The sequence below is a fragment of the Nitrospira sp. genome (assembly GCA_037045225.1).
GTDB lineage: Bacteria > Nitrospirota > Nitrospiria > Nitrospirales > Nitrospiraceae > Nitrospira_A.
The window spans coordinates 3,977,353-3,998,333 of the sequence record JBAOHZ010000009.1 but is presented as its reverse complement, the minus strand read 5'-3'; the positions used below and the strand labels follow the sequence as shown (position 1 = coordinate 3,998,333).

The following is a 20,981-nucleotide window of genomic DNA, read 5'->3' as shown; positions in this document are numbered from 1 at the left end:
GGAAAGAGAGAGCCGAAAGAAAACGGTCAGCAGCTCTGGAGTTTGTATCCTACCCCTCGAATCGTGACGATGAACATCGGCTTGGAAGGATCGGCCTCGATCTTTTGACGCAACGAATGGATGTGTACATCCAGCGCATGTTCTTCGAGCGCGTACTCTTCGCCCCACACCCGATTGAGCAGCCCCTGCCGCGACAACACCACCCCGGGAGACAGGAGAAACTGATGGAGGATTCGAAACTCTTTCGGTGTCAGTTCGACGTGCCTTCCTCCGACCGTGACTTCATGCCGGGCAATATCCATTGCAAGATTATCCGCACGCAATACGGACGGAGGCGCAGATGTCATGTGTTGTCGACGAAGCATGGCTCGGATATGCGCGAGCAGTTCACGATAGTGAGGAGAACAGAACACCATGTCGAATCCGGCATCCAACTCGGCGAGACATTCATCCTGGTCACATGACTTGTCGAACGGCTGAATGACAATGATTGGAATAGCAGGAGGGAACTGGTCTCGGCATGCGGCTTCTTTAAGAATGATCTGTCGATCGAGAAGAATCAGCGCCGGCGGTAGCCGACGGATCGCGCTCAGCGCCGATTCCTGTGTCGCCGCGACGCTGAGGTTGTAGCCGTTCGCCTCAAACAGTTTCGCCAGAGCGCCGGCCGCAACCTTGTCGGCGCTCACGAGAAGAAGAGCCTTCGCTATGTCGGCCATGTTTGTGACCCCCTCATGGATTGATGTCGCAACATAGCGTTGTCTGGTTGTTGACGGGTAATCGGCATGTTACATGCCTGTAAATTCTCTTGCTATTGCTCATCCTCGGATTGTGTTTACAGCGTCTTAATCTATCGGTGACAGCTGTGTCACGAAGCAGATGGATACTCGCCGCGTGCAGATCGTCTGTGTTTAGCATTCGTGCTGCGGGCAAACATTACAGGCTGACGGGTACACGTATCACACAATGAGGAGGGATGAATGAAGTACGGCGGAATGTGTGTTTTGAAATGGTTCGTGGTGACGCTCTGCATCGGTGGGACTCTCTCGATGTTGCCGCTGGAGGTGTCAGCCGGTTCGGAAGAACCTATGCCAAAGCTATTCGCTCAAGCGCCCGTTCAATCGAGCCAGGCACTATCCGCCATGGAGACCGGGCCTCAAGTCATACCCGCCGCGAATAATATCGACCGGGAAACATCTGGTCAGCGCCTCTCGATCGAGAGTACATCGCTCGAGAGCCTCTTGCTGGAGAAGGGTGTGATCACTCAGGAAGACTGGATACGCCTCAAGGCTGAAGAAGAACGCCGCATTTTTGAACAGTCGGCAGAATTGCAGATGGCCGGCAATCCCCGTTGGTACGAGCGGATTCGCGTCACCGGGTACATGCAATTCAAATACAATATGGGCGCGACCGATAGGCGGTTCGATATACCCCTAAACGATAGTTTCGGTGATCAACAGGGCAACGAATTTTACGCCAGACGGCTCCGTCTCGTCTTTCAGGGGCAGGTGTCGGAACGCGTGGCGTTTTTCATGCAGTTCGCATTGGAAGGCGGCCAGCAAGAATTATCGAACAGAGAAATCATCGACGCCTATTCAGACTTCTACCTCACGAAAGATAAAGTGCATCGGATTCGATGGGGTCTCCATCGGGTTCCCAACGCCTTCGATACGTACCGATCGAGCACCAACCGGCAGGAAATGGATCGGCACGAATCGGTCCAGAGTGGAGCGCCGGGAGAACGAGATCTGGGTATCGCCTATTACTGGAGTCCAAAGACTGCGCAGGAGCGGTTTGCGCAACTCGCGGCCTACCATAACGGGCCTGGCGATTACGGTGTCTTCGGCGTCATGGTTTATAATGGACAAACTCGGAATCGATTGGAACTCAATCACGATAAGCATATCGGAGCCAAACTGGCCTATCCGTTTCAGTTTCCGAACGGGCGACTACTGGAAGCCGGCGTCCTCGGTTTTCACGGAGTGTTTGCCGTGCAGGGAGCGAGCCAACCGAATGTCGCGAGTTCGGCGAGATGTATTAGTCCCCTGACGTCAGAAGGAGGCTGCGATATTAAAGATCAACGTGTCACCGCCTACGTCTGGACCCCTCCCCAGCCCTGGGGGCTTTTGGCGGAGTTTACCGTCGGACGCGGCCCTAAGCGAAACGGCCAAACCAACTTTATCGAGGAGAGCAGCATAGTGGGTGGGTACGTCCAAGGTTATTATACGTGGCGCTATTCGGATGTGGGTATGTTGACCCCTTATGTTCGTTACGGTGAGTACTATGGCGGGTTCAAAACATTGAACGGAGCTCCGGACGGCCAGTCCAGGACCTGGAACCTCGGCCTGGTATGGGAGCCTGACACACATTTCCGCATGACGGCAGACTGGGTGTTTAAAGACGGTCTGAACAGCACCTTGGTAGCCAACCGTGCACAGAGCGACTTTGACGCCTCACAATTGCGATTCCAAGCGCAATGGTTCTGGAACTAGACGCCTCGTACCGTGAGGTTGAGGGAGTCCGGAGGCTGACACACTCCGGGCTCCCCCCGTCTCTCACCTGCTTCTTGCCACCACCTTCTTTCTGCTTCCCCTCTCTCTTGGTCGGTTAAACAAGGCTCTTCTCGTCTCTGACGCGCTGGCATACTCAGTGACGGCGACGCTGACCAAGAGGACCGTCGGCAGGCTCACACGCAAGCAACAGAGGCAGGCGATTTGCCCTAGGCCTACCGTTGCTCACGAACCATTCGGTGTGCGCCACAAATTGGGAGGAGGCTACCGTCCAAGCGAGGATCCAGCCAGGCTCCGCGCGAGTGAGGAGGAGACCGGAGTTTCCGGAAGGAGCAGTGTCGTTCAAGACCGAAATCCAGGCCGGTAGAACGAATTGAGGGTCAGGGTTTAGCGGCCGGCGGCGCCGACTTCAGATCGCGGTTCAGTTGCTGCAGGTCGATGGCCAGTATGCGGCCTTGGTCGATATACGGCCAAGACTGGCGCTCATCCCGCGGCACGATGGCTGTCGGCGGGGTAAATTCGACACGAAAACTTGTGCGGGAAATGGGAATCAGTGGACTTTCAATCGGATCAAAATCGGTCACCATGTTCTGGTTCATTCCCTCGGTCGGCAAATTCCGGTTGTTCGCCAGCACCACATACAGAACGTTGTCTTGGAGAAACATGCCTCCGGAGGTGATGGCCAAGCCCACGCTTGCATCGGAGACGCGACGATAGAAGGTGACGACTTCCTGGGGAGTGGCTTCGGCCAATGCCGCGCTGAGGCGCGGCGCCAGCATCTGGATTTCACTGGATGAGAAGGCGGGGTTTGCCTGCGGTTGTCCGGTGACCAATGAGCTGATATATCCTGAGCGCGGCACGACACGGAGGCCGCCGAGCACGCGAGCCATCTGATCGGGGCGGACCTGGCCAGGATGGCTGTGTCCAGTGTCGGCACGTTCATCGATGTAGAGACGTATGGAGGTAATGGGGTCTTGATAGGACGTTCGAGGCGGCGGCAGACTACTGCATCCGAACTGAACGGTCAAGATGATCACAGTAGAACAGAGCAGAGTCCGAACAAGGGTGCGTTTCATCGATTCATCTCCGCTGAATGCCTCATGCTATGAGGAGCGAGAATACGTTGTGACGACGGCGTTCCTCCCGAACGGAGGAACGACATGTTAGCAGACCTGAACTGAAAATGAGGAGCGGCCTTTTATCCAAAGGCCGCTCCTCGGTAGGTCGTGCCAGCGAAGGGCTGTGCAATGATCTTTAGCGTGCCATCTGTTCTGCGACTTGCATCTCCAGCTTTGTTGCGGGCGTGCCGACCATCGCCCCTTTCAAGAGACCCAAATCCTGTAGGTTTTTTGCCACTTGAGTGCGGGTCAGCGGATAGAAACTCGCCCGCGCTACGGTCTCTTGTCCCTGTCGGCTGTTCACGAAGGAAAGGAATTCCGCCACGAAGGGGTCCAGCTTGTCGTTGGGATTCTTTTTCACATAGAGATACAAGGATCGTCCCAAGGGGTAGGTGCCGGAAGTGACGGTGTCCACCGACGGCAAGAGAGCCGTTTGATCAGGTTGTGAAGCGATCGGCACTTGGCGTACGTCAGAAATGTTGAATCCGGCCCCTGCATATCCGATAGCCAGAGGGTCTTGTGCAATGGCAATGATTTCGGAAGCGGAGCCCGGTTGTTCCATCACCGCGTCGATTAGGTCTCCGTCCTTGAGGGCGACATGCTTGAAGAATTCCCTGGTGCCGGACCGCTTGTCACGGCCGTATAGGTGGATGGGCTGTTGCGACACTGATGCCTCCGGGAGTCCGACTTGGCTCCAGTTGGTGATGGCGGCTCCTCCTCGCTTGTGGTCTTTGCCGAAGATGCCATCGATTTGTGCCAGCGTCAAATGTTGAATCGGGTTGGTCTTGTGTACATAGATCGCAACGGCATCCATCGCAATCGGCACTTCAAGCGCGCGATAACCATAGTTGAACTCAAACCCCTTCTGCTCTTCTTCCGTCAACTGACGGGACGAAGCGAGCAATTCAACAGCGTTGGATCCTGCCGTCCCTCGGCTTTGGACTTTATCCCCGCGGCGTTGGTACGAGAGGCCTAACAAGAACTCTCGGATGGCCGCACTCGATCCCGTTCCTTCCACCGCAATCTGCGCCCCGGGGTGGAGGCTCAAGAATTGCGCGGACAACTTCGAAATCAACGGTCTCATCGTGTCCGATCCTGCAATGCTGAGCTTGCCATGTAACCCATTATGGTTGGTATAGGGCTCGATCGCAGGATCGACCGTCGGCACTCCAGCAGCGTTGAGGCCAGCATGTTCTGCCCCGGCATAGCCTCCGGATACAGCCAGCATCGCGACGGCGGCCAGCGCAGTGAACAGCGAACGAGCGCTACGGGGGTGGTTGAAACCTGTCTGCTGCAGTCTTGTCATCTGATGCCTCCGAATGAAGTGATGGATGCTGCTCATTGGATTGTTCGCTTGAGTCGAAACGGCCACATGTTCTCTTTAATCGATGCCAGGATACCCGTGCTGAATTGCCGGTCAATTAGCGAGATGTTAACTCAGTGTTAACTCTTGGGCATGCGTGATCGGGTTTGCACACAGTCGCCCGCTGAGGTTGGGTACGCGACGGTATCCACAGAGACTCCCGAGCCACTTCTTCAGAAGTAACAACGCTGTAACCAAGCAATGACCTTCCTGGAACAGCGCCTCGTTATAGTCGATCAGGTACGACACCTTGATGAGTGACATTCTTCTCTCTAAGCAGGAGGGCTCTTGATGCAGGCTGCCGACCTCATGACATCACAATTCTCAACTGACACCTTCCACCTTGCCATGATCTTGCTGGTCGGCCTCTTTCTAGGGTTGTGGTCCATCATGATCAAGCATGAGTAGTCGAACCGTGCCGTTGAGAGGAAACGTGCCCTCCCAATCAAGGAGTGTGAAACATGATGTTTATGAATTTTGAGCCTCGTGCTCACCGGTTCTCCGATCTGATCGGGCGGGCCATCGACACCGACCTCACCGAACTCTGGATGAAAGGGATCAAGGCGGTCCTCAGTCTGCTCATTCTGACGATCCTCATCGCCCTGACCGGCGGGGTGATCAAGACCTTCCTGGACATCCGGCTGTTGTTTGATCTGCCGGTTGAAATCGGTCTGCGCCAGATTATCGTGGATACATTGATCCTTCTCGCGGTGGTGGAAGTCTTCAAGACCACGTTGACCTATTTCTCCGAAGGCCGCGTCAAAGTTACCTTTATCGTCGATACGATCTTGGTGGTCATGCTGACGGAAATCATTTCTCTCTGGTTCAAGGAGGCCGATCAGGCCAAGCTGCTTTCGCTCGGGGCCATTCTCCTGGCACTCGGAGCTATTCGAGTGGTGGCGGTGCGTTGCTCGCCCGCGCAGGGCGACGGAAGCAGCAAGGAATTCACGGCGAGCCGAGAAGGCTTTTAGCGGCATAGACGTGCGGCATAAATTTACCCAAACTTTATCCGGCGCTGATGCCAAAGACACAGGCAAGGAGGACTGTGGAGGTTATGGAAGCCTGTGTACCCGACCTTCGCGTGAGTGTGCAGTGGCGAAAGACCAGAACTTTCACCCAGGAGGATTTGCTATGGTCTCCCCGTCTACTTCTCAATGCAGCGACGGACTCATTCTCGACTTGTTACACGATCGAAGATCGCTAACGCTGGAGCAGGTCGTGACCCTGCTGCCGGAGCTCAGCTGGAACCAGGTCTTTAAGACCGTCGACGAGCTGAGCCGGCGCGGAGAGATCATCCTGCTTCGAAGAGGCTTCGAGTATGAGATCGAACGGATCAGGTCGAAGGCGCGGGTCTTAGCCTGCGCCGGTTGATCCACGTGTGACGGGTCTCAACTGACATCTTGGGAGAGCCTGGCCCTGCCGAATGGTCGTGGTTGAGTACCGCAGCGTTCCGAATGAGGCGGTAGTCCTGCCGGAAGTCTCAGGTCGGCCTCGGATGGGCCAGGAAGCGATAACGAGACCCCGGTAAAATCTCAATCGATCCCGTCCCGCTGTTTTCCAGTTTTCGTCGGAGAAAACGCACACGGTGATCCAGTTCCTCTCTGCTCGTGTTCCCGAACTCCTCGCCTGGAAGCGTCAACAATTCATCGTCGCGCACTAATTCCCCATCTCGAGTCACCAGGTACTGAAGCAGCTTCAGTTCCGTGCTCGAGACGGTGATTTGCCGTTGCTGCAAGGTTAGGACGAAGTAAGGCCCTTCCATTGTGATGGAGGTATCGGAAAACAGAACAGGGTCCTCACGACGTGTCTCATTAACCCTGCGCAGCACAGCCTGAACGCGGGACACGACCTCCCTCGGGCTGAACGGCTTCACCACGTAGTCGTCTGCTCCCATCTCAAGGCCGGCAATGCGGTCTGCTTCTGACCCGACGGCCGTCAGCATGATGATGGGGATATGGCGCGTCGTAGGCGTACGTCGGACCAACCGGCAGACTTCATGGCCGCTCAGCCCCGGCAACATGAGGTCGAGGAGAATCAACGAGGGCTGCAGTCGTTGCGCATCCCTCCAACCGCTCTCGCCATCCTTCGCAAGCGTCGTGGCGAAGTGAGCCTGACGCAAGGCGCGGTCCAACAGGTCGGCGTGGAGCGGCTCGTCTTCAATGATTTGGACGATCGACGTGGTCATTGGTCGCAATGGTAGGGCGGAGATGTTTCCGTTCTTTCTCGCGAGTTTTACCGTGCTGTTAACTTGTGTAACTTGAGACCAGGGAGGGAAAGTTAACAATTCCCTAACATGACCGTGTTCCTGCGGCAATCTGATGGGTTTACCGTTTGGGCGACATATAAATTGTTTCGATGGCTCGATTGATAGGAGGCAGGAAATGGTCTCTTCCGACAACAGACTGCAGACTCCGTTTTCGAGGCGGACGATGTCCGGGATCCGGATAGTGTGCGCTGCAATGTTGCTGGTGCTGGGCGGGTTCCATCCGACTCAGGCAGAGCAAAGCGGACCGTTCGCGGGGGTCATGGTTGATCCCGGCCTCGAGCGATATAGCCCGAAATCTCAAGTGGTGGGTGGGTTTCGCGTCCAAGGATCCGACACCATGCATGCGCTGATGCGCCGGCTTGTCAGTGACTTTCAATCTCGGCAACCCAAGATCACCATCGACCTGAAGGCGGGCGGATCTGCCAAGGCGATTGCGGAGTTTATCGAACCTCCTCAGCCTGGCCGGATCGTCGTGAAAGAGGAGCGGGCGAAACAAATCCTGTTGGTGAGCAGTTCCCGGGAGTTGTTGGATGCGGAGAAACAGAAATTCTCCTCGGCGCGAGGCTACGAGCCTCTGGCCGTTCCAATTGCAATCGATGCCGTCGCCTTATACGTGCACAAAGACAATCCACTGACCGGGTTGACGCTGGACCAGGCAGATGCCATTTTTTCGACGGCTCGCCAACGCGGGTATAAACACGATATCAGGGTGTGGGGCGACTTAGGCCTCGACCATGGTTGGGAGACGGCTCCGATCCAATCCTATGGACGAGATCGCAAGTCTGGCACCAGAGCGTTTTTTCAGGAACATGTGTTAGCCGGCGGAGAGTTCAAGCCGACCCTGCATGAGGAGCCGGGAGCGGCGTCGGTGATTCTGGCGCTGAGTCGGGATCAGTTGGGCATCGGGTATAGCGGGATCGGGCTCCAGGCCTCCAGCGTGCGGATCCTGCCGTTGGCTGAAAGCGAGGGCATGCCGTTGATTACTCCGTCGGCCGCCACCGTCGCCGATCAGAGCTACCCTCTTCGCCGCCTCCTCTACTTGTATCTCAATAAGGAACCTGGCACGCCATTATCGCCGGCGGTGCAGGAATTCCTGGAGTTCGTCAAGAGCCGGGAAGGACAGGAGTCTGTGGCGCGAGCCGGTTTCTATCCCCTACCGCTCGATCAGGTGGAAAAGTTGTCGGTTGCCCTGGGATTTACCCCGCATCCCCCTGCAGCAGGAAAAGAATAGGTCGGCTGAGCGGATCTACTTCCGCAAGGTTCATGGCGTGGCTGGTTTTCTGGATGGAGACCGTTTCGATTTGGCGCCCTCCGACTCTCGACGCATCTTGGTCAGTTCCTCCTTCAATTCTTGCAGCTGTTCGGTTTGCTGATTGAGTCGATCGCGGAGATCGAGATTCGACTGGGTCAATTCGCGGATCTGCAGTCGGAGCTCCTGTGAAGCCGTGGTTGGCTCGCTTGCCAGGGCAGGCTGAGACTTCATCTGCACCTGAGCCTGTTCGGGGATTGCTCCCGCGCCAGTCACGCTTCGGTTCGCTTGAGCCAGCATCTCCTTCACTTGCATCGAGAGATGCACTCGTTCAAATGGCGCCCAGTCCGGTTCGTCTGCATCGCGAAGCACCGCGGCTTGATAAGGACGCGGGAGACTCAAGATCATCCCTTTCGTGTCCCGAAGGTCCTTTTCATCTCCCCCTGCGGTGTCCGCTCGAGGGAAGGCTTTATGATCGGTGACAACCAGGTGCAGAAGTGCATGCCGGAGGAACAGCGCTCCGGTGGTTGCATCGCCATACGCGGATTGTGGATTCGAAAGAGAAAATACGATGCGTTCGGTAGGTGAGGCTTGTTGCACGGCGTCGGAGATCGGCCTGGCAATGGCCTGAAGATCTGCCTCATCAAAGAGTGGAATAGGCCTGGGTTGGTCGAACCAGCCGACGACGGTGCCGCTCCATCCGCTGACACGAACGGCTCCCAGCAAGGCCTGAATCTCTTCAGGGGTCAGGTGTCCCGGATGCTCGTTCAACGTGGGCGGGGACGCACGGTGCACGGATGGATCGTTCTCAATGCCGATTCTCACACCACGTTCATCGAAGAGGAGTCGTTGGTTGTCGAACAATTGACAACCCGCGAGCAGAAGAACACCGCCTCCTATGGCAATGGCGAGACTCCACGTAATCCGGATGCGACTGCGTCGGCCCTCGATTACCCGCATACGAATTCAATTCCCCACAGGCGGTCCATCCCCATCTGGCCCCGCCACGCTCGATCGGCAGCCTTACTCACTTTGGGAAGTTCTCCCTCCCGCACGATGCGCGAGCCCTTCGGACATTTCTCGGCCATCCGTTGGATCGCGTCGCGGCGGCCTGAGGAGGCGAGGACTTCGGCATCGCTTTGGAACGGATAGGAGACGAGGCCGCCCTGATCTGTCTCCCGGACGAAGGTGGCTTCGTGGGTGCAGCCGATGGTTCCGGCCAGCAGAATCGGGAGCAGACAATATCCGAGGCGTCGTCTCGACATCTTCATAGGCAGCGCCCACTCTTCGTGGGCTCAGGGGGCACAGTGAGTTTCTTCCCCCAATGGCTCATAACCGCCGCCGGTATTGTAGGGAAAGTCGGAGATCTCCCGTCCTGCAGTTCTCCACACGTGCACACATTCGGCGATCAGAGAAGGCAAACTGCGCTGCACGTCGTCCACCATGACCGCCTTGGCTTGCGCGGTTGTGCCGATGACAACCAGCCGATGTCCCGGTGCCAGCCATTTAGGATCGAGGGCGCCTGGGTACACAACGGCAAACTCACCGGAACGCTTGCGATTATCCTTCGGCCCATAGGCCGGCTGTTCGACAATCGGCAACTGGGTGACGATGATCACGAGTCCGTCCTTCTCCCTATTGGTTTGCACAATGCGTCCACCGAGTTGAACCTTCCGGTCGGTTTGGGCATTCGGCACGTTACGCCAAGCGGTGAAATCGAAGTTTGTTTCCACGCCGTCCATGAGGGCGCGTGGAAAAATCTGAGGCGGTCCACAGGCCGCCAGCGCAAGCCCGATGACCAGGAGCACGCTTCCACCGTAACGAGTCATGACTCTCCTCCTTACTCCTTGCCCTGCCGAGTTGCAACCGCAGGGAACTGATCGTGGATTCGGCCAGTCCGCACACTACATGAATCGGATCTGGAATTGGACGAGGAATGCATTCTGCGCGAAGGCATCGAAGGTCGTATCGTACGCCACGCCCGGCCCGTTTCCCTGGTGGTGCCTGAATTCATAATTGAACTGAATCTTAGATTGAACTTTCGGAGGAAAATTTTCAAAGTAATACGTGAGGCCAAGAATGGTTCTCGTGTACAGGTCGTTGGACATGCTGGTGCTGGGGTCGAATTGTTCGTACATGACGGTCGGTTCCCAGTTTTGCAAGGGACCGTCGGAAATCAAATATTTTGCCAGTACGTACCAGGTACGTCGTTGGGCGCCGGGTGCGCCGGATCCTCCGCAGAGCGATTGATCGAGGCAGGCTCCGTTGGCCGGCCGGCCGACCGTCGTCTGGTTGGACCCATCATGTCCTTGCCACCATTCGCCCTGCACCAGGAAGCCAGGAATGATTTTCGAGGTATAGCGAAAATCGAGCCCGTACCGATCGAAGGCTCCCTTGCCTCGCCCGTTGATATTGGTGTTGGCGTTGTTCGATTCCCCCTGAATGGTGGTAAAGCTGATCCAGGACACGTCCGTACCGAAGAGGCGAACACGGGTGTAGAAGCTCTTCGGGGCGTTGGCTCCCGTCGCATTCGCATGGAAGTTGTTGTTGTTCATGATGCCGGCCACGTACTCAAGCCGATTGAAGAGTTTTCCGCGGACATCGACGAAGAAATCCCGTTCCTGCAGGAAATCGATGCTGCCTGCCGATCCGGTCCGGTTGCCGTTGCCGCTACCCACCGAGGTGAGGTACGGGGAACTGATGATGTCGCGGAGACCGCCGGACGTCTCCGTGAATATGCCAAAGGGCATCCGGAAAATGCCCATACGAATGAAGTTCATATAGGGCGCCCAGGATTGGAAGGGACGAAAGTCGATATATGATTCCCGAAAAAAGGTGGCGGCAATCGGCTGCCCTGTCGCGGCGCCGCTGCCTCCCGCAGGGGTTTCACGTCCGAAGTTAATGCTCTGAAACTCCATGAGAGCATGCCAACGAGGTAAGGTATCGCTGATCCTCCCCCAGAATAACAGCTCGGATCGCCGAATCGAGAAATTGTCCTGGCTCTTGCCTTCCGGGACATGTGCGTCCTGGTGGCTGTAGAGAAACTGCAGCGCGTTCAGCCCGAAGTTCACCTTATCCCGCAACATCGGCAAGAGCTCAGTTCTGGTTTTCCAGTCTTCAATCGCATCGATTCGTCTCGCACTCTCCGCTCCGCTGTATTCCTGTTCCGCGCGGATCTGAATCCACTCATCCATCGTAATGCTGCCCTTTTGAAGCAAAAGATCTTCGATGGAGGTGCCGCCCGGGGGCAAGACCGTCGCCCCCGGGGATACGGGAGGCGCAGAGGGCGCAGCCTCCGCTGATGCAACGGTTGAGACAGGCTCTGGAGTTTTCGATAGGACGCTGTTCTCAGCCGCCCAGGCCAGAGCGCCCACACTCCACAGGCAGATTCCGGCCAGACACGCGGTCATGGTTTGTCGCCGACGGAGATTCATACAGCCTCCTCCCTCACCATCTCGAATGATCGCAATCAATGAACGGATCTACTGGCAATGAACGGATCTACTGGCCGAGGTCTATCAGCCATCCATCACGGTCGCGTTTCTGTCGCGTTACAGAATCGTTAACTGCGCCGATCTCACCTGCACCATACGTTCATCTGCCTATGGTCCAGATCGTCGGCCGTTGTGAGGCGGGGGAGGTCAGAAAGAGTTAACACGGCGTTAACACGGTTCTGAACGAGGGGCAACGACATGCCCCTATGCTATCGGTCGCGTTCGTGATAGGCGATGAACCCTTTGTAGGGAGGAGTGCAGAGATGTTTCTATCCCCTGGTCGAGTCTGTATGGGTGTCACACTCACCGTATTGGGTCCATTCATGACGACCAATCTCTGGAGTGCCAGTGCTGCTGAGCCTGTCGCCGCCGTCGAGCAGGGAAAAGTCGATGAGGGACTCAAGTCTTATAGTAAGGTCAGTGGCATTTCCGGCGCCATCAACAGCATCGGTTCAGATACCCTAAACAATTTGATCACGCTGTGGGCCGAAGGATTTCGGAAGCAATATCCCAATGTGAAAATTCAGGTCGAGGGCAAAGGTTCCAGCACAGCCCCACCCGCTCTCATTGAAAATACCGCTCAACTTGGTCCGATGTCGCGGACGATGAAATCGAGCGAGATCGATGCGTTTGAAGCGAAGTTCGGCTACCCGCCGACACCGTATCCCGTCGCGGTCGATGCCCTCGCGCTCTTCATCAACAAAGATAATCCGCTCAAGGGACTGACAGTGCCTGAAGTGGATGCGTTGTTTTCCAAGTCCCGGAGGCAGGGCCATGCCGTCGACCTGAACAAGTGGGGGCAGCTCGGATTGACCGGCGACTGGGGCGCTGCGCCCATCAGCCTCTACGGCCGCAATTCTGCGTCCGGCACGTACGGATTCTTCAAGGAACATGCACTAAAAAACGGCGACTTTAAAGATCAAGTGAAGGAACAACCGGGCTCAGCTTCGGTGGTCCAGGGCATCAATGAAGACCGTTACGGCATCGGGTACAGCGGAATCGGCTATAGCACATCCGGAGTCAGAATGGTTCCGCTGGCGGCGAAGCCGGGCCAACCGTTCATCGAGCCTACTCAGGCGAATACGAAGAACGGCACGTATCCGCTGTGGCGCTACTTGTACATCTATGTGAATCAGGCCCCGGGAAAACCACTCTCGCCCATCGTCAAGGAGTTTCTGGCCTACGTGTATAGCAAAGAAGGGCAATCCGACGTGCTGAGAGATGGCTATTTCCCGGTTGATGCCACCTTGGCTGAGAAGCAGCTGAGCCAGATTCGGTAATGATGATGGATCGATTCCGGTCACTGTTGAAGCCTGTTCATCTGCGAGACCTGATCGACCGGCTCGCGCGAGCCGTGATTACCGTCGGCGGACTGGCGACCATTGTCAGCATTCTCGGGATATTTTTCTTTCTGTTTCGTGAAGTCACCCCGTTGTTCACCGCGCCGAGCGCGAAGCTGACGCAACGCCTGAGTGTCCCTGCCCTGCTTGAGGACGGAGGCCCGGCTCAGGTGGCGGTCGATGAGCATCGTGAGATTGCACAGGTGTTCACCTCGGGAGCCATCCAGTTCTTCGATCTGGCATCCGGCCAACCCATTCCATTGGACATGCCGGCGCAGGTGAAGGACCGCCGGATTACGGCGATGGCGTCGGGTGGCGGCAATACTCCACGGTTGGCGGTGGGCACGGCCGACGGGGAAGTTCTGTTCTTGAAAGTCGGCATCACGACGGATTTTTCTGAGCAAGGCGAGCGACGGAAGCGTCCGCACATTCGCGCCGGACAACCCATCGCCTTGACGAAAGGTCCCATCGTCCAGCTGGCCTATCGGACCAATGATCAAGGCAGCCTCCTGGCCCTCTTGTCCGAGGGAGGTCGGCTCCTCCTTGTGCGCATCGCGGCGGATGATGTGACGGGTAGCCATCCGATCATCACGGAACTTCCGCAACCGGAAGGAAAGATCACGGCTCTCGCCCTGGATGTGTTGCTTGAAAATCTGTACGTGGGAACATCGGAAGGGCAAGTGGTGCATGTCGCCCTATCCGAGGCGGGGTCGCCGGAGATGAGAGGCACCTATGCGGTCGCTGCGCCTTCGACGGGCGTTTCGACGTTGGGGTTTCTGAGCGGAGACCGTAGCCTGGTGGTCACATCTGCCGACGGTGCCGTGTCGACCTGGGGGCTTGTGCGACGCGCCGAGGCTCCGTCCGGTTGGAGACTGACCCAAATCCATAGCTTCCGCTCTCACAATGCCCCGATCACTGCCTTTGCTCCGTCTCAGCGGGTCAAGGGGTTTGTGACCGGAGATACGAAGGGAAACCTCTTTCTCCACCATGCGACCTCTTCTCAAACGTTGTTGCGGCTGGCCAACGGTGAGTTTCCGATCCGCGCCGTGGGGTTCGCGCCGAAAGGCGATGGGTTGATCGCGTTGGATGCAGCCGGACAACTGTCTCTGTACCAGGTGCAAACAGCCTATGCTGAAGTGACGCTCGACACTCTCTTCGGCAAGGTGTGGTACGAGGGATACGATTACCCGGCGTATGTGTGGCAATCCTCTTCCGGGTCGGATGATGTGGAGCCGAAACTCAGCCTGCTTCCGCTGGCATTTGGGACGCTCAAGGGTACGATGTATGCCTTGTTTCTCGCCGTCCCGATCGCCATCCTGGCCGCGATGTGCACCGCGCAGTTCATGCATCAGGACCTGCGCGCAAAAATTAAACCGATCATTGAAGTCATGGCGGCCTTGCCGACGGTGGTGTTAGGCTTCCTCGCCGGGCTCTGGCTGGCTCCCCTCCTGGAACGCATGCTCCCGGCGGTCGCCGCTATGGCGCTGGTGTTGCCCCTGCTCGTCGTCGCCTCCTCGTTCGCCTGGTATCTCTGTCCGCTCGCCGTCAAACGACATTTCTCGCACGGTCAGGAAGCCTTGCTGCTGCTTCCTATCCTGGCCCTTGGGATTGTCGGGTGCCTTTGGGCCAATGCCACTATCGAAGGCTGGTGGTTCGACGGGAACGTCAAGGCCTGGCTCTCGAGTCGGCTCGGCATTCAATACGATCAACGCAACGCCCTGATCGTCGGGATCGTGATGGGGTTCGCCATCGTCCCGGTGATCTACAGTATTGCCGAAGAAGCGCTCTCCAATGTGCCGAAGACCCAAATTGCCGGGTCCCTCGCGCTCGGGGCGACCCGTTGGCAAACGGTGCTGCATCTGGTGTTGTTGTCTGCCAGCCCGGGAATATTCTCTGCCGTGATGATCGGGTTTGGGCGCGCGATCGGGGAAACGATGATCGTCCTGATGGCCACGGGCAACACGCCCATTCTGGATTGGAACTGGGCGAACGGTTTCCGGACACTGTCAGCCAATATCGCCGTGGAAATTCCGGAGGCTCCGCATGGCGGTAGTCTCTATCGGGTATTGTTCCTGGCCGCGTTGCTCCTGTTCATCGTCACGTTTATTATCAATTCGTTGGCGGAACTGATTCGTCAGCGGCTCCGGGATAAGTACAGCCATGGTTGAACGATCGACACGCATGAAGGACTTCTGGCGAGGCGGGGAACTGTTCGTCTGGATGACGGCCTCCGGTGTGGCGCTCAGCCTCTTGATGGTGGCCGGGATGCTGACACTGATTATGATCAACGGGTTGGGCCAGTTCTGGCCAGGGGCATTGCAGGAGACCAGGCTGAGGACGCAAGAGACCGTGATCGGTCAGGTCGTGGGAGAAGAAGTCATCCCCAATTCGGTCTCGCCGGACTCGCCGGCCGGACAGCGTCGGTTTCGGTATCGGGTCGGCAACCGAGATGTGTTCGGAGCCGAATATCGCTGGATTAATGAAGCGGATATTGTGTCGAGCACGCGACCCGATGATTTAGTCGTTGTTCAGCGGCGTGAGTGGGGACCTGCCTTTGGTCGCGTCACTGTCGGCGTGGAAGGAAACGCGGCAGACGGTGAACACGGGAGCACCTGGTCGACGGTGGTGACGTTGGTGGAGCAGGCTAATCACTTGCGTCGGCGGATCGAACATCTGGAGCGAGAGGAAATCGGATCCATCAACTATCGGATTGAGAAGGCCAGACTCGCCCGGCAGGCGTTGACGCTGAATGGTCCGCTTGCCCCCGGCGATGCCGACAAAGACCGGCGTCTTCTCGATCAGGTGACCGAGTTGGAACGGGACTATCTTGTCAAGACTGAGGCACTTGAGCGGCTGCACAAGGAGGCCGGGCAGGAAGTCTTGTTCTTGACGCTCTCCACCGGCCGGTCGGTGCGGCTTTCTCTCGATCAGGTGTTGGACGTCAGTCGGCCGAACGCGATGCATTGGTTTGAAAAGCTCCTGGCCTATGTCCATAATCTGTGGCTGTTTGTGTCCAGCGAACCACGTGAAGCCAATACGGAAGGTGGTATCTTTCCGGCGATCTTCGGCACCGTCTTGATGGTGTTTCTCATGACCATGGCGGTCATGCCGTTTGGGGTGATGGCCGCCGTCTATTTGCGGGAATATGCGAAGCAGGGGCCGTTGGTGAGGCTGGTCCGGATTGCGGTGAACAACCTGGCCGGTGTGCCATCCATCGTCTTCGGCGTGTTCGGCCTCGCCTTTTTCGTCTATGCGCTGGGGGGCACAATCGATCAATGGTTGTTTCCCGAGGCATTGCCCAATCCCACCTTCGGCACGGGTGGCATTCTCTGGGCCTCGCTGACGTTATCGCTGCTCACGGTTCCGGTCGTGATCGTGGCGACGGAGGAAGGCTTGTCTGCGGTCCCACGTGATTTTCGGGAAGGGTCGCTCGGACTAGGCGCCACCAAATTTGAAACACTCCGGCATGTGATTCTCCCCTGCGCGTTGCCGGGAATTTTGACGGGACTGATTCTCGCGATGGCCAGAGCTGCCGGGGAAGTGGCGCCGTTGATGCTGACCGGAGTGGTGAAATTGGCCCCTGCCCTTCCGCTGGACGAGTACCTGCCGTTTCTACATCTCGACCGGAAGTTTATGCACTTGGGCTTTCATATTTACGATGTGGGGTTTCAATCCCCGAACGTCGAGGCGGCGAAGCCGATGGTCTATATGACCACGCTGATTCTCATCCTCGTGGTCGTCTTGCTGAATTGGGCGGCCGTGCGGCTACGTAATCGATTACGGCGACAATTTACCGCATCGGCAGTATGATCACAGAAAGGGCCTGTATGGATAACCCGACTCGTAGTCTGTCGCAGACGGCGCCGACTTATTCAGTGCGTCCGACCGTTCCCAAACCAAGGTTCACCCGTTCGCACGAACCGCATGGAGCCTCAGTCGATGCAAAAGTGTTGATTCGCAATCTTGACTTCTATTATGGCCAACGGCAGGCCCTCTTTCATGTCTCGTTGACGGTACGGGCCCATTCTGTCACCTCTTTCATCGGTCCATCGGGGTGCGGAAAATCCACACTCCTGCGCTGCCTGAATCGCATGAACGACTTGGTAGAAGGGGCGCGCGCGACAGGGCGCGTTGAGCTGGACGGGGTGAACATCTACGATCCTGCTATCGACGTCACCGATCTCAGGAAGCGTGTGGGCATGGTGTTTCAGAAATCGAATCCGTTTCCCAAATCGATCTACGACAATGTCGCCTATGGACCGCGTCTGCATGGCACCAAGGATAAGCGGTCGCTGGACGAACTCGTGCAGCATAGTTTGCACGGGGCGGGGCTCTGGGATGAGGTCAAAGACCGGCTCACGCAGAGCGCGTTGGGACTGTCCGGCGGCCAGCAGCAGCGGTTGTGTATCGCGCGTGCGTTGGCTGTCCAGCCCGACGTGATCCTAATGGATGAACCCTGTTCGGCCCTCGATCCCATCGCGACAGGGAAAATCGAAGAGTTAATCTATACCTTGAAGGATACCTACACCGTGGTGATCGTGACGCACAACATGCAGCAGGCGGCGCGTGTCTCCGATCAATGCGGATTTTTTCTGATGGGCGAGCTGGTGGAGTTCGGCGATACAAAGACCATCTTCACGACCCCGCACGATAAGCGGACGGAAGACTACATCACCGGTCGATTCGGATAGACGGAAGGAACTCGATGAAGCAACGACATTTCGATCAAGATCTCGCGCATCTCAAGCAGACATTGCTCCGTATGGGCGGGCTCGTCGAGTCGCAGATCCAGCAGGCCCTGGAGGCACTGGTGGAGCGGGATTCCGATCTGGCGGTCGACGTCATCAAGCAGGACCACGATGTGAATGCGTTGGATGTCGAGATCGACGAGCTCTGCATCCAATTGCTGGCCCTTCAACAGCCGACGGCCCGCGATCTTCGCTTTGTGACGACGGGGATGAAAATTTCGTCCGAATTGGAACGCATGGGCGACCTGGCCGAGAACATCGCTCAGCGAGCCCTGGAATTGAACGGCGAGCCGCAGCTAAAGCCCTATATCGACATCCCGCGCATGGCCAACTGGACGATGCGCATGGTCAAGGATTGCCTGGATGCCTTCGTGAATTCAGATCCGGTGTTGGCGCGGAAGGTGTGTGTCGACGACGATTTTGTCGATGAGGTGAATGAGCAGTTGTTTCGCGAACTGCTCTCCTTTATGCTGGAAGATACGCGTACCATTACCCGTGCGATCCGGCTCACTTTCGTGGCGAAATCTCTCGAGCGGATTGCCGATCATGCCACTAATATTGCGGAACTTGTCGTCTACATGGTTGAAGGCAAGAACATCCGACACGTAGCCCCCTCTGCGAGCCTGTAGATGCCCAAGCTGGCCGTCCTCGATATCGGCACCAATTCCATTCATATGGTCTTGGCAGAAGTTCAGCCGGACTACACCTACAAAATCCTCGACCGCTTCAAAGACATGACCCGTCTCGGTGACGGGGTGTTCACGTCGCGCCGACTGTCCGATCAGGCGATGATGCGCGGCCTCGAAGTCATCCGGAACCTGGTCACCCTGGCCAGGAACAAGGGCTACGAGCGAATTGAGGGCGTGGCGACCAGCGCAGTACGAGAGGCGCGAAACGGCGGAGAATTTCTGGATCATGTCGCGCAGCAGACTGGCTTGACGGTTCGGGTCATCACGGGCACAGAAGAAGCTCGCTTGATTTTTCTCGGCGTGCAAAACAGCGTGGCTCTCCCTGAGCCACCGACCCTTGTGATCGATATCGGAGGCGGGTCGGTCGAGGTAATCGTCGGAAACCGGGACACGATCTATCAGGCTCGTAGCCTCAAGTTGGGAGCCATTCGCCTGAAAGACCTGTATTTGACCAAGACGCCGCCCTCCAAGGCAATGCTGCACGAGTTGGAAGACGCCGTGACTCGACAACTCAAGCAGGCGCTCGGTACCTATAAGACGAAACGTGTGGAGCAGATCATCGCCACCTCAGGGATGGCGGGCAATCTCGCCGAAGTCATTCACCTGCAGCGCACCGGCCGCCCGCTCCAGCAACTCAATCTCACGAACATTTCCGCGAAAGAAATTGCCGTCGTTGAAAAACGTCTGGCCGGTGCCACGCTCAAAACCAGGCTGGCCATGCCCGGATTGGATCCCAAGCGTGTGGATACCCTGCTTCCTGCGACAATGGTGTTTCGAATTCTGCTCGATGTGTTACGGAAACAGGAGCTGACGATCTGCGATAAGGCGATTCGAGAAGGGATCATTTACGATTTTATCCAGCGACACCACGAGGGCATTCAAGCCGAGCGGGACATTCCCGATGTCCGAAAACGGAACATCCTGGCCCTGGCTCGCCGATGTCATGTGTCCGAGACGCATGCACTCCATGTCGCCGGACTCGCGTTACAGCTGTTCGACCAAACCACGTCTCTGCACGGATTCGGGCAGCGGGAGCGTGAGTGGCTGGAGTTCGCGGCCATCCTGCACGATATCGGATATTTGATCAATTCACGCCAACATCACAAACATGCCTACTACCTGATCAAGAACAGCGATCTCTCCGGATTCACCGCGGAGGAAATCGATCTGGTCGCGAACGTCGCGCGGTACCACCGTCGTTCGGTTCCCACCCGGAAACACAGTGAGTTCACCGTGCTACCGCAAGGGAACCAACGCATCATCAATGTGCTGTCTGCCCTGCTCCGTATCGCCGACGGATTGGATCGAAGCCAGTTTTCCGTGGTACGGAACGTCGAGGTGAAACTCGGGAAGGCCGTCGTCATGACGGTGCAGGTCTCGGGTGATGCCGAGCTGGAAATCTGGGCGGCGCGGGGTCGCAGCGATTTATTCGAGAAGGTGTTCAAGCGACCGGTTCAGTTCATCACGGCAAGCCAGGACGACGAAACCACCTGAACCGTCGTTCTATGCGGCCTGGCGTGTAGGTCGCAGGAACCCCGCCGGCGGACGTTCTCTGCATCCTGCTACTGGTTCGATTGGCAGTGGATCATGCGAGCGCGCGCAGTTGTCCGGCTGTCAGCCACCACTCAAGTCGCCCTGCCGCAGGCTTCACGGACTCCTCGATGTGTATCAGGCAGGCGCCTGCTTTTTTGAGCGACAGCCCGCCGCAGGGCTTGCCGGTCAGGAGGATCCCGGCGGCAAGACTCAAGTGCGGTTCGTGGCCGACACACAACACGACGGCATCCGATGGCAAGGCATCCAACAGGGAAAACAGGGCGTGCGGCGCCGCGGCAGGATCGAGTTCTGTGCAGATCTGGATCTTCGGCTTGGAATGAATCAAAGACTGAAGAATGACCGCGGTTTCGTGTGCCCGTGTCAGGGGACTTGAAAGGATATGCGTTGGCCTCATGCGCAACGCGAGGAGTCCCTTGCCGGATTCCTTGGTCCTGCCGGCGCCTTGGTCGGTCAGCGGGCGGTCCTGTTCCGACCCTCTCCACTTCTCACGCTCGATTGCGATACCATGTCGAAAGAAGAGACAGTCCATCAAGCATCCTCCAGCAGCAAGAACGTGGGTAATGGGGTGACGGTCATGACTTCAATCGCGACTCGATTTTTTTCCGCTGCCCTGTGTCTGTCGCCATCCACGTCCACTCCTGGGTTGCCGTGAG

At 57.2% G+C, this 20,981-nt stretch carries 20 protein-coding genes; 10 read left to right on the top strand and 10 right to left on the bottom strand.

Annotated elements, in window-relative coordinates; all coding sequences use genetic code 11:
* Nucleotides 1–26: 26 nt before the first annotated feature.
* A complete protein-coding gene (locus V9G17_19670) occupies nt 27–716 on the bottom strand; it encodes a response regulator transcription factor (protein ID MEI2754818.1) in 690 nt (229 codons plus the stop codon).
* A 261-nt stretch (nt 717–977) separates the two neighbouring features.
* Between V9G17_19670 and V9G17_19665 the strand changes: the two genes are divergently transcribed.
* Complete coding sequence (locus V9G17_19665) at nt 978–2,489, top strand: porin (protein MEI2754817.1); 1,512 nt, start codon at nt 978–980, stop codon at nt 2,487–2,489.
* Between the two features lie 398 nt (nt 2,490–2,887).
* On the opposite strand, the gene V9G17_19660 is transcribed toward V9G17_19665, so the two are convergent.
* The 3 genes from V9G17_19660 to V9G17_19650 form a co-directional block, all read right to left on the bottom strand.
* Nucleotides 2,888–3,583: a hypothetical protein gene (locus V9G17_19660; GenBank protein ID MEI2754816.1), complete on the bottom strand. Its 696-nt coding sequence runs from the start codon at nt 3,581–3,583 to the stop codon at nt 2,888–2,890.
* Between the two features lie 178 nt (nt 3,584–3,761).
* Entirely contained in the window at nt 3,762–4,931 is a 1,170-nt protein-coding gene (locus tag V9G17_19655) for a PstS family phosphate ABC transporter substrate-binding protein (protein ID MEI2754815.1), read from the bottom strand.
* A gap of 126 nt (nt 4,932–5,057) precedes the next feature.
* Nucleotides 5,058–5,252: a hypothetical protein gene (locus V9G17_19650; GenBank protein ID MEI2754814.1), complete on the bottom strand. Its 195-nt coding sequence runs from the start codon at nt 5,250–5,252 to the stop codon at nt 5,058–5,060.
* A gap of 197 nt (nt 5,253–5,449) precedes the next feature.
* Between V9G17_19650 and V9G17_19645 the strand changes: the two genes are divergently transcribed.
* Nucleotides 5,450–5,959 carry a phosphate-starvation-inducible PsiE family protein gene (locus V9G17_19645; GenBank protein ID MEI2754813.1) on the top strand — a complete coding sequence of 170 codons (510 nt, stop codon included), beginning with the start codon at nt 5,450–5,452 and terminating at the stop codon, nt 5,957–5,959.
* A 160-nt stretch (nt 5,960–6,119) separates the two neighbouring features.
* Nucleotides 6,120–6,359 carry a hypothetical protein gene (locus tag V9G17_19640; GenBank protein ID MEI2754812.1) on the top strand — a complete coding sequence of 80 codons (240 nt, stop codon included), beginning with the start codon at nt 6,120–6,122 and terminating at the stop codon, nt 6,357–6,359.
* 109 nt (nt 6,360–6,468) lie between these two features.
* On the opposite strand, the gene V9G17_19635 is transcribed toward V9G17_19640, so the two are convergent.
* Nucleotides 6,469–7,173 (bottom strand): response regulator transcription factor, encoded by a 705-nt coding sequence (locus V9G17_19635; protein ID MEI2754811.1) that lies wholly within the window; start codon nt 7,171–7,173, stop codon nt 6,469–6,471.
* Nucleotides 7,174–7,447: 274 nt separating this feature from the next.
* On the opposite strand from V9G17_19635, the gene V9G17_19630 reads away from it, so the two are divergent.
* A complete protein-coding gene (locus V9G17_19630; GenBank protein ID MEI2754810.1) occupies nt 7,448–8,485 on the top strand; it encodes a substrate-binding domain-containing protein in 1,038 nt (345 codons plus the stop codon).
* A 30-nt stretch (nt 8,486–8,515) separates the two neighbouring features.
* Here V9G17_19630 and V9G17_19625 read toward each other — a convergent pair whose 3' ends face one another.
* The 4 genes from V9G17_19625 to V9G17_19610 form a co-directional block, all read right to left on the bottom strand.
* On the bottom strand, nt 8,516–9,463 hold the full coding sequence (locus V9G17_19625; GenBank protein MEI2754809.1) for a hypothetical protein: 948 nt from the start codon (nt 9,461–9,463) through the stop codon (nt 8,516–8,518).
* On the bottom strand, nt 9,454–9,774 hold the full coding sequence (locus V9G17_19620; protein MEI2754808.1) for a hypothetical protein: 321 nt from the start codon (nt 9,772–9,774) through the stop codon (nt 9,454–9,456). Before V9G17_19620 ends, V9G17_19625 begins: the two co-directional genes overlap by 10 nt.
* Nucleotides 9,775–9,798: 24 nt before the next feature.
* Nucleotides 9,799–10,332 carry a Slp family lipoprotein gene (locus tag V9G17_19615; protein MEI2754807.1) on the bottom strand — a complete coding sequence of 178 codons (534 nt, stop codon included), beginning with the start codon at nt 10,330–10,332 and terminating at the stop codon, nt 9,799–9,801.
* A 75-nt stretch (nt 10,333–10,407) separates the two neighbouring features.
* On the bottom strand, nt 10,408–11,937 hold the full coding sequence (locus tag V9G17_19610; protein MEI2754806.1) for a hypothetical protein: 1,530 nt from the start codon (nt 11,935–11,937) through the stop codon (nt 10,408–10,410).
* A 350-nt stretch (nt 11,938–12,287) separates the two neighbouring features.
* On the opposite strand from V9G17_19610, the gene V9G17_19605 reads away from it, so the two are divergent.
* Genes V9G17_19605 through V9G17_19580 form a run of 6 tightly spaced genes read left to right on the top strand, consistent with a single transcriptional unit; the run spans nt 12,288 to nt 20,268 of the window.
* The gene (locus V9G17_19605) at nt 12,288–13,277 is read left to right on the top strand and encodes a phosphate ABC transporter substrate-binding protein (GenBank protein ID MEI2754805.1); all 990 of its coding nucleotides are present in this window, start codon (nt 12,288–12,290) and stop codon (nt 13,275–13,277) included.
* Nucleotides 13,277–15,505, top strand: a complete 2,229-nt coding sequence (locus V9G17_19600; GenBank protein ID MEI2754804.1) for an ABC transporter permease subunit — start codon at nt 13,277–13,279, stop codon at nt 15,503–15,505. The genes V9G17_19605 and V9G17_19600 overlap by 1 nt, the downstream gene beginning before the upstream one ends.
* Nucleotides 15,498–17,147: a phosphate ABC transporter permease PstA gene (pstA, locus tag V9G17_19595; protein MEI2754803.1), complete on the top strand. Its 1,650-nt coding sequence runs from the start codon at nt 15,498–15,500 to the stop codon at nt 17,145–17,147. Before V9G17_19600 ends, pstA begins: the two co-directional genes overlap by 8 nt.
* A 17-nt stretch (nt 17,148–17,164) precedes the next feature.
* The gene (gene pstB / locus V9G17_19590; protein ID MEI2754802.1) at nt 17,165–18,028 is read left to right on the top strand and encodes a phosphate ABC transporter ATP-binding protein PstB; all 864 of its coding nucleotides are present in this window, start codon (nt 17,165–17,167) and stop codon (nt 18,026–18,028) included.
* 14 nt (nt 18,029–18,042) lie between these two features.
* Nucleotides 18,043–18,714, top strand: coding sequence for a phosphate signaling complex protein PhoU (phoU, locus tag V9G17_19585; GenBank protein MEI2754801.1), 672 nt, complete (start codon nt 18,043–18,045; stop codon nt 18,712–18,714).
* Complete coding sequence (locus V9G17_19580) at nt 18,715–20,268, top strand: Ppx/GppA phosphatase family protein (protein ID MEI2754800.1); 1,554 nt, start codon at nt 18,715–18,717, stop codon at nt 20,266–20,268.
* Between the two features lie 91 nt (nt 20,269–20,359).
* Here V9G17_19580 and V9G17_19575 read toward each other — a convergent pair whose 3' ends face one another.
* A complete protein-coding gene (locus tag V9G17_19575; GenBank protein ID MEI2754799.1) occupies nt 20,360–20,857 on the bottom strand; it encodes a phosphoglycerate mutase family protein in 498 nt (165 codons plus the stop codon).
* Nucleotides 20,858–20,981 lie beyond the last annotated feature (124 nt).

Bases quoted from the DNA above. Each gene is read 5' to 3' on its own strand.
- V9G17_19665 (MEI2754817.1), top strand. From the start codon at position 978: ATGAAGTACGGCGGAATGTGTGTTTTGAAATGGTTCGTGGTGACGCTC.
- pstA (MEI2754803.1), top strand. From the start codon at position 15,498: ATGGTTGAACGATCGACACGCATGAAGGACTTCTGGCGAGGCGGGGAA.
- V9G17_19670 (MEI2754818.1), bottom strand. From the start codon at position 716: ATGGCCGACATAGCGAAGGCTCTTCTTCTCGTGAGCGCCGACAAGGTT.
- V9G17_19575 (MEI2754799.1), bottom strand. From the start codon at position 20,857: ATGGACTGTCTCTTCTTTCGACATGGTATCGCAATCGAGCGTGAGAAG.
- V9G17_19615 (MEI2754807.1), bottom strand. From the start codon at position 10,332: ATGACTCGTTACGGTGGAAGCGTGCTCCTGGTCATCGGGCTTGCGCTG.
- V9G17_19640 (MEI2754812.1), top strand. From the start codon at position 6,120: ATGGTCTCCCCGTCTACTTCTCAATGCAGCGACGGACTCATTCTCGAC.
- V9G17_19620 (MEI2754808.1), bottom strand. From the start codon at position 9,774: ATGAAGATGTCGAGACGACGCCTCGGATATTGTCTGCTCCCGATTCTG.
- V9G17_19660 (MEI2754816.1), bottom strand. From the start codon at position 3,583: ATGAAACGCACCCTTGTTCGGACTCTGCTCTGTTCTACTGTGATCATC.
- pstB (MEI2754802.1), top strand. From the start codon at position 17,165: ATGGATAACCCGACTCGTAGTCTGTCGCAGACGGCGCCGACTTATTCA.
- V9G17_19630 (MEI2754810.1), top strand. From the start codon at position 7,448: ATGTTGCTGGTGCTGGGCGGGTTCCATCCGACTCAGGCAGAGCAAAGC.
- V9G17_19580 (MEI2754800.1), top strand. From the start codon at position 18,715: ATGCCCAAGCTGGCCGTCCTCGATATCGGCACCAATTCCATTCATATG.
- V9G17_19605 (MEI2754805.1), top strand. From the start codon at position 12,288: ATGGGTGTCACACTCACCGTATTGGGTCCATTCATGACGACCAATCTC.
- V9G17_19625 (MEI2754809.1), bottom strand. From the start codon at position 9,463: ATGCGGGTAATCGAGGGCCGACGCAGTCGCATCCGGATTACGTGGAGT.
- V9G17_19600 (MEI2754804.1), top strand. From the start codon at position 13,277: ATGATGATGGATCGATTCCGGTCACTGTTGAAGCCTGTTCATCTGCGA.
- V9G17_19650 (MEI2754814.1), bottom strand. From the start codon at position 5,252: ATGTCACTCATCAAGGTGTCGTACCTGATCGACTATAACGAGGCGCTG.
- V9G17_19645 (MEI2754813.1), top strand. From the start codon at position 5,450: ATGATGTTTATGAATTTTGAGCCTCGTGCTCACCGGTTCTCCGATCTG.
- V9G17_19610 (MEI2754806.1), bottom strand. From the start codon at position 11,937: ATGAATCTCCGTCGGCGACAAACCATGACCGCGTGTCTGGCCGGAATC.
- V9G17_19655 (MEI2754815.1), bottom strand. From the start codon at position 4,931: ATGACAAGACTGCAGCAGACAGGTTTCAACCACCCCCGTAGCGCTCGT.
- V9G17_19635 (MEI2754811.1), bottom strand. From the start codon at position 7,173: ATGACCACGTCGATCGTCCAAATCATTGAAGACGAGCCGCTCCACGCC.
- phoU (MEI2754801.1), top strand. From the start codon at position 18,043: ATGAAGCAACGACATTTCGATCAAGATCTCGCGCATCTCAAGCAGACA.